Origin of the sequence: Porphyromonas cangingivalis (assembly GCF_900638305.1) — a bacterium.
GTDB classification, from domain to species: Bacteria; Bacteroidota; Bacteroidia; order Bacteroidales; family Porphyromonadaceae; genus Porphyromonas_A; species Porphyromonas_A cangingivalis.
Window position 1 is genome coordinate 1,015,991 of sequence record NZ_LR134506.1, and the last position, 14,231, is coordinate 1,030,221.

General features: G+C 50.2%; 12 protein-coding genes. 8 read left to right on the forward strand and 4 right to left on the reverse strand.

All coding sequences use genetic code 11. The features are described 5' to 3' along the window. Positions 1-17: 17 nt before the first annotated feature. The 3 genes from EL262_RS04270 to pyrF are packed head-to-tail and all read right to left on the reverse strand — an operon-like array spanning position 18 to position 3,344. Entirely contained in the window at positions 18-1,400 is a 1,383-nt protein-coding gene (locus EL262_RS04270) for a bifunctional UDP-3-O-[3-hydroxymyristoyl] N-acetylglucosamine deacetylase/3-hydroxyacyl-ACP dehydratase (protein WP_025837199.1), read from the reverse strand. A gap of 24 nt (positions 1,401-1,424) precedes the next feature. After that, a complete protein-coding gene (gene lpxD / locus EL262_RS04275; protein WP_036852285.1) occupies positions 1,425-2,474 on the reverse strand; it encodes a UDP-3-O-(3-hydroxymyristoyl)glucosamine N-acyltransferase in 1,050 nt (349 codons plus the stop codon). A gap of 36 nt (positions 2,475-2,510) precedes the next feature. After that, positions 2,511-3,344 (reverse strand): orotidine-5'-phosphate decarboxylase, encoded by an 834-nt coding sequence (pyrF, locus tag EL262_RS04280; RefSeq protein ID WP_025837197.1) that lies wholly within the window; start codon positions 3,342-3,344, stop codon positions 2,511-2,513. Positions 3,345-3,455: 111 nt separating this feature from the next. Here pyrF and EL262_RS10230 point away from each other — a divergent pair, with 111 nt between their 5' ends. Beyond that, complete coding sequence (locus tag EL262_RS10230; protein WP_262501320.1) at positions 3,456-3,590, forward strand: hypothetical protein; 135 nt, start codon at positions 3,456-3,458, stop codon at positions 3,588-3,590. A gap of 40 nt (positions 3,591-3,630) precedes the next feature. On the opposite strand, the gene EL262_RS04285 is transcribed toward EL262_RS10230, so the two are convergent. After that, complete coding sequence (locus EL262_RS04285) at positions 3,631-3,834, reverse strand: hypothetical protein (protein ID WP_126464354.1); 204 nt, start codon at positions 3,832-3,834, stop codon at positions 3,631-3,633. Between the two features lie 151 nt (positions 3,835-3,985). Here EL262_RS04285 and EL262_RS04290 point away from each other — a divergent pair, with 151 nt between their 5' ends. The 7 genes from EL262_RS04290 (at position 3,986) to EL262_RS04320 (ending at position 13,968) form a co-directional block, all read left to right on the forward strand. Then, entirely contained in the window at positions 3,986-5,143 is a 1,158-nt protein-coding gene (locus EL262_RS04290; RefSeq protein ID WP_025837195.1) for an NAD(P) transhydrogenase subunit alpha, read from the forward strand. A 99-nt stretch (positions 5,144-5,242) separates the two neighbouring features. After that, positions 5,243-5,572, forward strand: a complete 330-nt coding sequence (locus tag EL262_RS04295; RefSeq protein ID WP_025837193.1) for an NAD(P) transhydrogenase subunit alpha part 2 — start codon at positions 5,243-5,245, stop codon at positions 5,570-5,572. Then, positions 5,572-8,583: an NAD(P)(+) transhydrogenase (Re/Si-specific) subunit beta gene (locus EL262_RS04300; RefSeq protein WP_025837190.1), complete on the forward strand. Its 3,012-nt coding sequence runs from the start codon at positions 5,572-5,574 to the stop codon at positions 8,581-8,583. Before EL262_RS04295 ends, EL262_RS04300 begins: the two co-directional genes overlap by 1 nt. A 640-nt stretch (positions 8,584-9,223) precedes the next feature. Continuing rightward, the gene (pflB, locus tag EL262_RS04305) at positions 9,224-11,452 is read left to right on the forward strand and encodes a formate C-acetyltransferase (RefSeq protein WP_036845245.1); all 2,229 of its coding nucleotides are present in this window, start codon (positions 9,224-9,226) and stop codon (positions 11,450-11,452) included. 2 nt (positions 11,453-11,454) lie between these two features. After that, the gene (gene pflA / locus EL262_RS04310) at positions 11,455-12,198 is read left to right on the forward strand and encodes a pyruvate formate-lyase-activating protein (RefSeq protein WP_036845248.1); all 744 of its coding nucleotides are present in this window, start codon (positions 11,455-11,457) and stop codon (positions 12,196-12,198) included. Between the two features lie 307 nt (positions 12,199-12,505). Next, positions 12,506-13,498 (forward strand): tryptophan--tRNA ligase, encoded by a 993-nt coding sequence (gene trpS, locus EL262_RS04315; RefSeq protein WP_025837182.1) that lies wholly within the window; start codon positions 12,506-12,508, stop codon positions 13,496-13,498. Positions 13,499-13,581: 83 nt separating this feature from the next. Then, positions 13,582-13,968 carry a DUF3127 domain-containing protein gene (locus EL262_RS04320; RefSeq protein ID WP_025837180.1) on the forward strand — a complete coding sequence of 129 codons (387 nt, stop codon included), beginning with the start codon at positions 13,582-13,584 and terminating at the stop codon, positions 13,966-13,968. The last annotated feature ends 263 nt before the right edge of the window (positions 13,969-14,231 follow it).

A 14,231-nucleotide genomic window follows, 5' to 3' on the forward strand; every position in this document is an offset into this window, starting at 1 on the left:
GTTGTTATGTTGTTCCGTTATTTCTTCGCCACCTGAGCCATAAATTCGGCTTCACAGACGAGTTTTTCTCCGACAAATACAAGACCTCTCATATTTGCTACGCCTCTGCGCAATGGAGAGATGAGTTGTAGCTTGAATATCAATGTATCACCGGGGACTACCTTTTGCCTGAACTTCACATTGTCTATCTTCATGAAGTAAGTAGAGTACTGTGAAGGGTCGGGTATTTGGTTGAGGATCAATATCCCACCGACCTGCGCCATGGCTTCTATCTGAAGTACGCCGGGCATGACGGGTTCGTCCGGGAAATGTCCTTCGAAGAAGTGTTCATTGCTGGTGACATTCTTGACACCGACGATACTGTTGGGTGTGATCTCTATGATCTTGTCCACCAGCAAGAAAGGAAAACGGTGGGGCAACATCCCCTTGATCGCATTCGTGTCGAATAGCGGTGTTGCGTTCGGATCATATAAGGGCGCCTGGCTTTCGTTCAAACGGATGTCTTTACGGATAAGCTGAGCCAACTGATTGTTGATGTGGTGCCCGGGACAAGTCGCAATGACACGACCTTGGATACGCTTACCTATGAGGGCAAGGTCGCCGATGAGGTCGAGCAACTTGTGACGAGCAGGCTCATTGTTATACTTCAGAGGCTTATTATTGATGTACCCGAGCTGGTCGGCAGGCTTTGTCTGCACTCCCATGGAGAGGGCAAGTCTGTCGAGCTGCTCCTGAGGTATCTGTTTGTCGTATATGACGATGGCATTGTCGAGATCTCCCCCCTTGATAAGGTCCTTTTCGAGAAGCACTTCGATCTCCCTCACAAAGACAAAAGTCCTTGCCATAGATATCTCCTCCTCAAAGTCCCTGATATCTTCGAGGGTTGCATACTGATTGGACAAGATCGGAGAATCAAAGGAAATCAAAACATTCAACGCAAAGTGATCATCCGGTAATAAGAGAAGAGACGATCCGGTATTGGGGTTGGTCACTTCGATCTTTTTCTTCACGATGTACACATCACGTACAAAATCCTGCTCCACGACACCGACCTCACGGATCTTCTTGACATACTCGACAGAACTACCATCAAGGATCGGAAACTCGGGAGCATCCACCTCGATAAGACAGTTGTCGACACCCATGGCGTAGAGTGCTGCCATGGCATGCTCCACGGTGCTGACCTGCAGGCTTTGGTTGGAGAGGACTGTCCCTCTATCCGTCTTGGAGACATGCTCCGCCAAAGCCGGGATGGTAGGATTGTCCGGAAGATCGACACGACGTATCTTGATGCCATGATTCTCCGGTGCGGGAGAAAACTTGATATGTATCTCCAAGCCTGTATGCAGGCCTTTACCGGTCAACTCGAATGCAGAAGCCAGTGTTTGTTGTTTATCCATTATCGTTGACATATCCACTCGATTTTATTTTTCAGCCAAAGCCGCCTTGAGGCTTTCGATCTCTTTCCTGAGAGCATCGATCTCTCTCGATAGCTCGGGCAAACGTGAATAAATAGCTGCCGCCTTCATGGCGCGCATATGGGGCTGAGAAGGAGTACCGAAGACGGTGATCCCCTCTGTCTTGATGCTACTGAGGACACCCGACTGTGCCGCAAAGGTGACATTGTCAGCGGTGGTGAGGTGTCCGGCTATACCGACCTGCCCCCCCATCCTGTTCCAACGTCCGATCTTCACCGAGCCTGCGATACCACTCTGAGCTGCCATGACGGTATGCTCACCCACTTCGGAGTTGTGAGCGATCTGGACGAGGTTGTCGAGCTTCGCGCCCTTTCGGATGATCGTCGACCCTATCACCGCTCGGTCGATACAGGTATTTGCTCCCACCTCGACATTATCTTCGAGGACGACATTTCCGTTTTGTGGGATCTTGTCATACCCTTCAGCCGTAGGTGCAAAACCAAATCCATCAGCACCAATCACTGCCCCCGAATGGAGGATACACTTCGGTCCGATGATGCTGTCCGAGCATACAGTCACGTGTTGATAGAGGATACAGCCCTCACCGACACGGGCATTCTGACCAACGAAAGCCCCCTCCATCACCATGGTCCGGTCACCGATCTTGGCATTCTTCTGTATGACGGCAAAAGGTGCGATGTACACATCCTTGCCGACCTCTGCCGATGGGTCGACGAATGCCAAGTGAGATATGCCCGGCTCAGGACGCATGGCTTCCTCTCTGAGCTTGAGAAGCTGTGCAAGTGCACTGTAAGCATCCTCGACACGGATGAGTGTCGCTGTGACGGGCTTGGTGGGTGTGAAGTCCTTACTGACAAGGACAGCTCCACACTTGGTGGTGTAGACGTGCGGTTCGTAGTTCATGTTAGAGAGAAAGGTCAGCTGTTCGGCCGAGCCCTCCTCGATCTTACCGATGTCGGTAAGCTGAATATCGGGATTCCCTTCGACAGTACCTTGGAGGTAATCAGCGATCTGTTGGGCGGTGAATTTGAGCATAATGTTTTATTTTGTTTCGGACACCAGCGATGAAGCTTAAAGAAGACCGTGTTCGAGCAAGCTCTTCTCCATGTCGATCTGAAGCAACTTTGCCTGCTCAGCTGCTTTTTCGGCAAAGTGTTCGCTACTGTCGGCATAGATGATACTGCGCGAAGCATTGACAAGGAGTCCGCACTCCGAGTTCATACCGTACTCGCAGACCTCTTCGAGCGAACCTCCCTGCGTACCGATACCGGGGACGAGGAGGAAACTCTTGGGGGCGATGGCACGGATATCTTTGAAGAGTCTGGCCTGTGTCGCTCCGGCGACAAACATGATGTTGTCCTCGTTGCCCCACTCATGCGAAGTCTTGATCACGCGCTCAAAGAGACGCTCTCCGTCCTCCCCCACGACAAGGTGCTGGAAGTCTGCCGACCCCTCATTCGAAGTGAGGGCAAGCAGGATCACCCACTTGTCCGAATACTGCAAAAACGGACGCACACTGTCCGAGCCCATATAGGGAGCGACCGTCACGGCATCGGCCTTGAAGACGTCGAAGAACGTACGTGCATACATATCCGAAGTATTGCCGATATCCCCACGCTTGGCATCGGCGATGATGAAGATGTCGGGATACTGCTCCTTGATAAAACTGATGGTCTTCTGCAACGCAAGGAATCCATACGACCCCATGGACTCATAGAAAGCTATGTTGGGCTTGTAAGCGACGGTGTATGGTGCTGTCTGCTCGACTATCCTTTTGTTAAACTCAAATATAGGGTCATCACAGTCTTTGACACAGTCAGGTATCTTACGGATATCCGTGTCCAAGCCTACGCACAAGAATGAACGCTTCAGTTTTATCTGCTCGAAAAGTTGTTGTCTATTCATGTTCTTAAATTGTCACAGCGTTTGGGAGCTGTAAATCTTGACAAATATACATAAAAAGGTCGATACCTCTACATCATTGCACCCATCCTTGCATGGAGCGAAAGACAGACAATGTCGATCTCACTTGCTCAGGGAGGACTCTTGAGCTACACAGCATGGATCAATCCTTTCCATCTCTGCCCCCGGGATTTCAGCTCCGAAAAGGGAGCAATGATGAGTCGTACGACCGTCGACATCGATTCGTAAGATTCGATGCGACAAGTCTTACGAATCGATTTATCGAATCTTACGACTTTTTTGGCACACCACCGATGGACGAGTGCGAGAGCGAAGGAGACCACCGATCCCACTCGTCCGCACCACAACAATAATATATGACACTTGTAGGATAAGCCCATAACATCGCACAAGCCATGTCACTCTCGACAGACTCAGACACAGCTTTTGACAAGGATGGAGAGTCTGCTGTGCCCCATCGAAAATACATCATCGAGACACAACCGTTTTTTTTGAGAAAAAAAGAGTTAAATGGAAATAATGTCATATATTTGTCGGAGTGAAGGAGGTGTTTTTCTTTCCCTCCTCATTCACGGACAAATCGCGGTACTAAACCTAACAATCAATATTAAAGAAGACGGATTATGATTATTTGCGTCCCAAAAGAAATTATGAAGGGAGAGTCCCGTGTGGCTGCTACCCCCGAAACAGTAAAGAAATTTGTTACTGATGGTGCGACAGTATTTGTCGAAAAAAATGCAGGCCACGCTTCTCTTCACGATGATGAAGACTACATCGCTGCCGGTGCAACAATCATCGAAGACACAAGAGCTTTGTTCGAAAAAGCTGATGTCATCCTCAAGGTGAAAGAACCCCTATTTAACGAGGCTCTCGGTGTGCACGAAGTCGAACTCATGCACAAGGGGCAGTACCTCATCACGTTTATCCACCCTGCATCTCCTGTCAACCACGACATGGTGCGCAAGCTCGCTGCTCAGGGTGTCATCGGTCTTACCCTCGACGGTATCCCACGTATCTCTCGTGCTCAGAACCTCGATGCCCTCACCTCTATGAGTACTTGTGCAGGTTACAAGGGTATCCTCATGGCAGCTGACGATATGGCAAACTTCATGCCTCAGATGTTTACCGCTGTCGGTCAGATCAAGCCTGCAAAGGTCATGGTCATCGGTGTCGGTGTAGCAGGTCTCCAAGCACTTGCGACAGCTAAGAGACTCGGTGCGATCACTTATGCTGCCGACATCCGCCCTGCTGCTGTCGAACAAGCGACAAGCCTTGGTGCGAAGGTGGTTGAGACAGGCGTCCCTGCTGAGCTCGCCATTGCTGAAGGTGGTTATGCCAACAAGCTCCCCGATGATGTCCTCGCTCGTGAGCGTGAGATCCTCATGGAAACCATCAAGGAGATGGATGTCGTCTTCTGTAGCGCACTCATCCCCGGCAAGGTCGCTCCTATCCTCATCACCGAAGACATGGTGAAGCAGATGAAGCGTGGCTCGGTCATCGTGGACATCTCCATCGACCAAGGTGGTAACTGTGCCATCACTCCTGCCGGTGGTAAGGAGGTCAAGCATGGTGTCCTCCTCAATGGTATCAAAAACATCCCGGGGCTTATCCCTAACAGCTCGACTTGGATGTTCTCACAGAATGTGTACAACCTCGTGAAGTACCTCACCAAGGACGGCAAGATCAGCCTCGACATGAGCGATGAGATCTGCCAGAAGATCATCGTCACTCGTGATGGCGAGATCGTCCACACGGGTACTCGTGAAGCAATGGGTATCTGATCCCATCGTTTGAGAAATACCTGAGAGGGTTGGGGCAACCTTGATTTTATCAACATTGTTCCCGACCCTCTATGTTTTTAATCATATAGACAAAACATTATGGATAATCCAATCGTATTGGTGGTTGTCTTCATCATCTCCGCCATACTGGGCTACAAGGTGATCAAAAACATCCCAAGCCTACTGCATACCCCCCTCATGTCGGGTATGAACGCCTTGTCGGGAGTCACTGCCGTGGGAGCTATCATTGTCATCATCTCCATCTTTACAAGCAGAAGCCTTGAGGTCGGCAGTGCCGGCTATTATATCGCCATCCTCATCGGAGCGTTGGGCTTGATCCTCGCGATGATCAACATCGTCGGCGGCTTCGGTGTGACAGACAGAATGCTTCGTATGTTCAACAAAAAGAAGAAAGGAGGGAATGAGTGATGAATATGTTTTTGATGATCATTATCCCTATACTCGTCCTCGTCGGACTCATCATGATGAGCCGTGTGCAGACGGCTGTCAAAGGTAACGGATTGAGCATCTTTGCCATGACTCTTGCCATCCTCGCGACCGTACTCTCGGCAGGAGCATCTTGGATCACATACATCGCCGTCGGTGCGTGTCTGCTCATCGGTGGAGGCATCGGCTGGATGATGGCCAAGCGTGTACAGATGATACAGATGCCACAGATGGTGGGTCTCCTCAATGGTCTGGGAGGTGGTGCATCGGCATTGGTGGGCTTCCTCACCGTGGCAGGCATCGGCACGACCGGCTCTGTCTTTGAGGTAGTCACAGGTGTACTTGCCATCCTCATCGGTATGCTGACCCTTACCGGTAGTCTTGTGGCAGCGGGTAAGTTGCACAGAGTGCTTCCTCAGAAGCCCATCGTGCTCCCCGGACACATGGGTATAGTTTATCTGCTATTGGCGCTATCGCTACTCTCACTGCTTTGGGGTGCATTCGCCTATGATGCGTCATCGATGTTGTGGATCATCCTCCTTGCAGCAGTGGCATCGGGACTCTTCGGTGTCGTCTTCGCTATCCGTGTCGGAGGAGCAGACATGCCTATCACAATCTCACTCCTCAACTCGCTCAGTGGTGTGGCAGGCGGTATTGCCGGTATGGCAGTAGGCAACGTGATGCTCGTGGCGGTCGGAGGTATCGTCGGGGCTTCGGGGCTTCTCCTCACACAGGTCATGTGCCGTGCGATGAACCGCCAGCTCATGGACATCCTTCTCGGTAAGAGTGCAGCCCCATCCAAGTCAAAGGCAACACAAGCAACAAAGACCGTAGAAACAACGAAAGAAGAGATTGCTGAAACGAAGAAAGGTCACTCCCTATCCGAAGTCCTTAACTCGGCAAAGAATGTCATCATCGTACCGGGTTACGGTATGGCTCTTGCCCAAGCTCAACATCAAGTCAAGCAACTTGCCGACACGCTCGAACGCAAAGGGGCTCAGGTGCGCTATGCCATCCACCCCGTAGCCGGTCGTATGCCGGGACACATGAATGTCCTCCTTGCAGAAGCGGATGTCAATTATGACGTGCTCTTCGAGATGGAAGCCATCAATGATGACTTCAAGGATGCTGATCTCGTTGTCGTTATCGGTGCCAACGACGTCCTCAACCCTGCCGCACGTGAGGCCGAAGGCACCCCTATCTACGGTATGCCCGTCCTCAATGTAGATCAAGCTAAACACGTGGTCATCTGTAACTTCGACCGCAACCCAGGTTATGCAGGAGTGCCTAATCCTCTCTACGACCGTGCAGAGGGTGTAGATCTCTTGTTGGGTGATGCGAAAGAGACAATCACCAACCTCCTTGATCAGATCACCACAAAGCCTGCAACAGCACCAAAGACCGTCGGTGGTAGTTCATCCGAATGGCTACAGTCGGCAAAGAACGTCATCATCGTACCGGGTTATGGTATGGCACTCGCCCAAGCACAGCATCAGGTCAAACAACTTGCCGACACGCTCGAACGCAAGGGTGCTCAGGTACGTTATGCCATCCACCCCGTAGCCGGTCGTATGCCGGGTCACATGAATGTCCTCCTTGCAGAAGCCGATGTCAATTATGATGTGCTCTTCGAGATGGAAGCCATCAATGATGACTTCAAGGATACAGACCTCGTCATCGTCGTAGGCGCAAATGACGTCCTCAACCCTGCTGCACGCGAAGCCGAAGGCACACCGATCTATGGTATGCCCGTCCTCAATGTAGATCAAGCTAAGCACGTGGTCATCTGCAACTTCGACCGCAACCCAGGTTATGCAGGAGTGCCTAATCCTCTTTATGACCGTGCAGAGGGCGTTCGCCTCATGCTCGGGGATGCGAAGGAGTCCCTTGCGACCCTCTTGGATGAAGCAAACACAAAAGCGACCGCACCTGTAGCAAGTACTCCGACGTCACCTTCGACTGCATGGTTACAATCAGCTAAGAACGTCATCATCGTACCGGGTTACGGTATGGCACTCGCTCAAGCACAGCATCAGGTCAAACAACTTGCCGACACGCTCGAACGCAAGGGGGCTCAGGTGCGCTATGCCATCCACCCCGTAGCCGGTCGTATGCCGGGTCACATGAATGTCCTCCTTGCAGAAGCAGATGTCGACTACGATGTACTCTTTGAGATGGAAGCCATCAATGACGACTTCAAGGATACAGACCTCGTCATCGTCGTAGGCGCAAATGACGTCCTCAATCCTGCTGCACGCGAAGCCGAAGGCACACCGATTTACGGTATGCCCGTCCTCAATGTAGATCAGGCTAAGCACGTGGTCATCTGCAACTTCGACCGCAATCCCGGTTATGCAGGTGTGCCTAACCCTCTTTACGATCGTCCCGAAGGCGTTCGTCTCATGCTCGGGGATGCGAAGGAGTCCCTTGCGACCCTCTTAGATGAAGTCAATACGAAGGATGCTACTCCTGTGGCAGAGCAGACCGGCGAGACCTCTTCAGACTGGTTGAAGTCGGCAAAGAGCGTCATCATCGTACCAGGCTATGGTATGGCACTCGCTCAGGCTCAACATCAGGTGAAGCAACTTGCAGACAAACTCGAACGTGGAGGTGCAAAGGTGCGTTATGCCATCCACCCCGTAGCCGGTCGTATGCCGGGACACATGAATGTCCTCCTTGCAGAAGCGGATGTCGACTACGACCTTCTCTTCGAGATGGAGGCCATCAACGATGACTTTGAAGAGACGGATCTCGTCATCGTCATCGGTGCCAACGACGTCCTCAACCCTGCCGCACGTGAAGCCGAAGGCACACCGATTTACGGTATGCCCGTCCTCAATGTAGATCAGGCTAAGCACGTGGTCATCTGCAACTTCGACCGCAACCCCGGTTATGCCGGCGTCCCCAACCCTCTATACGATAGAGAAAAAGGTGTCCGCCTGATACTTGGCGATGCGAAGGAGTCATTGATTACCCTCATTTCCGAATTCTAACATTCAGATAAACATCTATAATAAACCACCCCTCAAAGCCGAAACCTTTCGGTCTCTGAGGGGTGGTTTTAGTTTTTCTCGATACACCCATATCACTTCTCCAACCCTCACTAAAAGTCATCGAAAGCACAAACAGAATCCCCTGACTTATTAAACCTTTTAGATCCACATAGACTTCAAGCCAGATCATTTTTGGCATCAAATAAACATTGAAGCGGAAACATAACAAAGAGGATCTTCCAACACAAAATGGTCCAAAGAAAAAAATCAAGCCTCATAAATAATGATATAATTCATCATCAGAGCAATTTTCACTCATCACTTCAATCCATCGGACAGCAAAAAAGTATTCTGCGGGTATCGGAGTGCACTCAGACTCATAAAAAAGAGAATTTTCACCAATACCTGATTTCAGGTATCAAGAAGACGAAATCCCACCCACTCATAACATACTATAGGTATACTGATAATCAGAGAGAAAACATTTTTTGAATTGGCACAAAAATATGCCTCAGAAAAAGAGAAAAGATAGTTGCAAATTCGTAATAATGTGCTTTCTTTGCACCTGAAATTGCAAAGTCCATTTTGCAATTTTAGACAATCAAAGCGATTTATTGATATAATTATCTATTTAACTACTATGGATGTAATGGATTTTGTTGGCGGACTTTGGCAGAAAGAGATAAATGTCCGTGATTTTGTTGCCAAGAACGTATCTCCTTATGATGGTGATGCGTCTTTCCTTGCACCCGCAACTGAAAAAACCAAAGCCGTATGGCAAAAGTGTCTTACGGCACTCAAAGAGGAGCGTGAAAATAATGGGGTGCGCTCCATAGACACCAAAACCATCTCGACAATCACAGCCTTTGCGCCCGGATATATTGACAAGGAGAATGAAGTGATCTTCGGTCTCCAAACGGACGAAGTGCTCCGTAGAGGGATGAAACCTTTCGGCGGATATAAAGTGGTCGAGAAAGCTGTCGAAGAGAATGGTCTCGAAGTGGATGAGCGTGTACGAGACATCTTCACGCATTACCGCAAGACTCACAACGATGGCGTATTCGATGCTTACACCGAGGAGATACGCCAGTACCGCAGCTTGGGCTTCTTGACCGGTCTGCCCGACAACTATGCACGTGGCCGTGTCATCGGTGACTACCGCCGTCTGGCGCTCTATGGTAGCGATCGCCTTATCCAAGCGAAGGAAGAAGACCTTAACAACATCACAGGCCCTATGACTGAGCACACCATCCGCTTGCGCGAAGAGGTGAGCGAACAGATCAAGGCACTCAGAGAGATCACAGAGATGGCTGCCATGTACGGCTTCGATGTCCGTCGCCCTGCACTCAACGCTTCGGAAGCGGTACAATGGGTGTACTTCGCTTATCTCGCAGCGATCAAAGATCAAGATGGTGCTGCAATGTCACTCGGCAACGTATCTTCTTTCCTCGATATCTACATCAAGTACGATATGGATCACAGAGGCTTGACGGAAGAGTTGGCTCAAGAGCTTATCGACCAGTTTGTGATCAAACTGCGTATGGTACGCCACTTGCGTATGAATTCATACAACGAAATCTTTGCAGGCGATCCCACGTGGGTGACCGAGTCTGTCGGCGGATGCCTTGTAGACGGTCGCCACAAGGTGACAAAGACTTCGTTCCGCTTCCTCCAGACCCTTTACAACCTCGGTCCCAGCCCGGAACCCAACCTCACCATACTCTGGAGTCAAGACTTGCCACAGGGGTTCAAGGACTTCTGTGCCCAGGTATCGATCGAGACATCCTCAATACAGTACGAAAATGATGATCTCATGCGCACCACTCGTTGTAGTGACGACTATGGTATCGCCTGCTGTGTCTCCTACCAAGAGATCGGCAAGCAGATACAGTTCTTCGGAGCTCGTACCAACTTGGCAAAGTCGCTCCTCCTTGCTCTCAACGGTGGTCGCTGTGAGTTTACGGGGACTCGATTGATTGAAGGTATCCCAGAGCTTAAGAGCGACCTCTTGGACTTCGACGAAGTATGGGCTAATTACCTCATTGTGCTGAAAGAGATCGCACGTGTCTACAACGAGTCCATGAACATCATACACTATATGCACGATAAATATTACTACGAACGTGCACAGATGGCATTCATCGACACAGATCCGGCGATCAATCTTGCCTACGGTGTGGCAGGTCTCTCCATCGTGGCCGACTCCCTCTCTGCGATCAAGTATGCCAAAGTGACAGCAAAGCGCAACGAGCAGGGGCTTACAGAGGGCTTCGACACAGTAGGCGAATACCCTTGCTATGGCAATGATGACGATCGTGTGGACATGATCGCCAAGGATGTGACACATACGTTCAGCCAGATGCTCAAGGCTCTACCTATCTACAAGAACGCACAGCCTACACTCTCTGTCCTCACCATCACAAGCAACGTGATGTACGGCAAGAAGACCGGAGCGACACCCGATGGTCGTGAGAAGGGTGTTGCCTTTGCACCCGGAGCGAACCCCATGCACGGACGAGACAGCCACGGTGCCATCGCATCGCTCTCCTCTGTGGCGAAGCTGAACTATGCAGATGCAGAGGACGGTATCAGCAATACTTTCTCCATCATCCCCCACTCTTTGGGCTCAAACAGAGAAGAACAAGTCGAAAATCTCACCTGCATGATGGATGGATACTTCAGCAAGGGTGCACACCACCTCAATGTCAATGTCCTCAACAGAGAGATGCTTGAGGATGCGATGATCCACCCCGAGAACTATCCTCAACTCACGATCCGTGTCTCGGGCTACGCTGTGAACTTCATCAAGCTGAGCCGTGAGCATCAGTTGGAAGTAATCTCTCGTTCGTTCCACAAACGTATGGGTTGAAGATGACAGAAAACTACCCCATCAGGGTGCACTCTTTTGAATCTATGGGAACATTCGACGGGCCGGGACTCCGGCTCGTAGTCTTCTTGCAAGGGTGCAACTTCAAGTGTCTCTACTGTGCCAACCCCGATACCATCCCCATAGGCTCCGGAGGTAAGCTCATCCCTATCGAAGAGATATTGAGACGAGCCATCAGCGAAAAGCCTTTTTTCGGGAAGCGGGGAGGCGTCACTTTCAGCGGAGGAGAGCCTACCGTGCAGGCCAAAGAGCTCATCCCTCTCTGTCGTATGCTCAAGGCGAATGGGATCCATATCTGCATAGACACGAATGGCAGTATCTCAAACGATCATGTCCGCGAACTCATATCCCTCGTAGACATGGTTCTGCTCGACTGCAAAGAGTTTGATCCCATACGACACAAGGCCATCACACAGAGGGAAAACACTCAGGTACTAAAGACCGCCGAATATCTCGCTTCTATCGGGAAACCCGTCCGACTGCGGTACGTACTCGTACCGGGCTACACGGACTTTACCGAAGACCTCGAAGCATGGGGCGCACACTTCTCACAATACAAAAACATCGACCGTGTCGAAGTCTTACCCTACCACACCTATGGCAAACATAAGTATGAATCCATGGGCTCCGAGTACCTGCTGGAAGCTGTCCGAGAACCCTCACCAGAGGAGATCGACAGTGCCAAAGCCATCTTATCAAAATACTTCGACAACGTTTGGTCTCAGTAAAATGTGACTTCTACAATCGACAGAGGAGCTGACCGCAACTGCGACAGTTCCTCTGCTTTCTTTACAGAAAAGGAGGGACATGGTAGGATTTCCTACTCGGCAATAGAAAGTATTCTGTCTCACAGCAGAACACTTTCTGTTGGGTAGCAGAATGCACTCTGTCAGCATGCAGAACAAGGCAAAAAATGCAATAATCTCGATCGAAGTACGATAGTTTGTTCCTTTTCCGTACCTTTGTAAAAGGAGCTTTTTGCTCTACAACGAACATTAAACGAACTACAAACATTCATACACATTTCATATATCTATGGAGATAGTCGTCAGTGGCATCCGGCCCACAGGTAACCTACACTTGGGCAATTACTTCGGTGCGATCAAGAGTTTTTTGAAGATGCAAGAAGAGTACAAATGTTACTTCTTCATCGCAGACTGGCACTCGCTCACGACTCACCCCAAACCCGAGGATATTGTGCAGAATGTCAATACTATCCTTGCGGAGTACCTTGCTTGCGGAGTAGATCCCGAAAAGGCGACCCTGTATATACAGAGTGATGTGCGTGAGGTACTTGAGCTCTACCTCTACCTGAATATGAATGCTTACTTGGGCGAGCTTGAGCGTACGACCTCTTTCAAGGACAAGGCTCGGAAGCAACCCAACAACGTGAATGCCGGCCTGCTTACCTACCCTTGTCTCATGGCTGCAGACATCCTGCTACACAAGGCGGCAAAGGTACCCGTGGGTAAGGATCAGGAACAAAATATGGAGATGGCGAGGAAGTTTGCCCGTCGTTTCAACACGATATACGACTGCGAGTTCTTCCCCGAGCCACAGTCCTTCTTCCTCGGCGACAAGTCCGTAAAAGTACCCGGACTTGATGGATCGGGCAAGATGGGCAAGAGCGAAGGGAACGCCCTTTACCTCATAGATGACGAGAAGACGATCCGCAAGAAGGTCATGAAAGCAGTCACTGACTCAGGTCCTACGGAGCCCAACAGCGAGAAGCCCGAAGCCATCAGCAATCTCTTCTCATTCTTGGAAATCGTATCGACACCCGATACATACAAGTACTTTGACGAACAGTATAACAACTGTTCGATCCGTTATGGAGACCTCAAGAAACAGCTTGCAGAAGATATCGTAGCATTCACGAACCCCATCAGAGAACGTATCCTTGACATCCGTCAAGACACGGAGTATCTCAACCGTGTGGCACGTGAAGGTGCTGAACGAGCAAGGGAGAGTGCACGCAAGACAGTGGAAGCGGTGAGAGAAATCGTGGGATTTAAGTCGGGACGTTAAGGCGGCTCTCAGGGGATTTTCGTCTCACACATTTTTTCACTACCTTTCGGTTCAGAAAAAACACAACAACACAACAATTTATAATGAACACTATCACAGGCAAGATTATTGCGATACTTCCTCCCGCTACGGGCGAAAGTAAAAAGAATCCGGGTTCGACTTGGATGAGACAGGAGTTTGTACTTGAGACTCAAGAGATGTACCCACGTAAGGTGTGCTTCCAGATCTGGGGCGAAGACCGTATCAAAGGTGCGAACATCCAGATGGATGACCTCGTGACCGTAGAGTATGATATCGAAAGTCGTGAGTATCAAGGACGTTGGTACACCACCATCAACGGTCGTACAGTGACCAAGGGTCAGCCTATGGCACCTAACTTCGGTCCTGCGCCTACTGCTCCGCAGATGCCCGGGACAGAGAACTCGTTCGGCTCAAGTACTCCAAGTGGTGCGGACGACCTGCCATTCTGATCCGTCTCTCGGAACCCGATAGCATAAGACAAGGTCGGCATAGCTCATTTGGAGCTGTGCCGACCTTTTTTGTGAGAGCAGCCCACTTCTGAGGCGTCTTATTTATCGAAAAAAGAGGAGAAATACCATTGGGAAGAAAATAGGACACAAAGAGGTTGAGAAAGAGACCCTTTTTTCGTAAATTTGTTCAACGGTTTGTCACAAAACCAGAGACCTCGGACAGAGATTCTAAATATCTAACATACTATACATTTACCAGACAG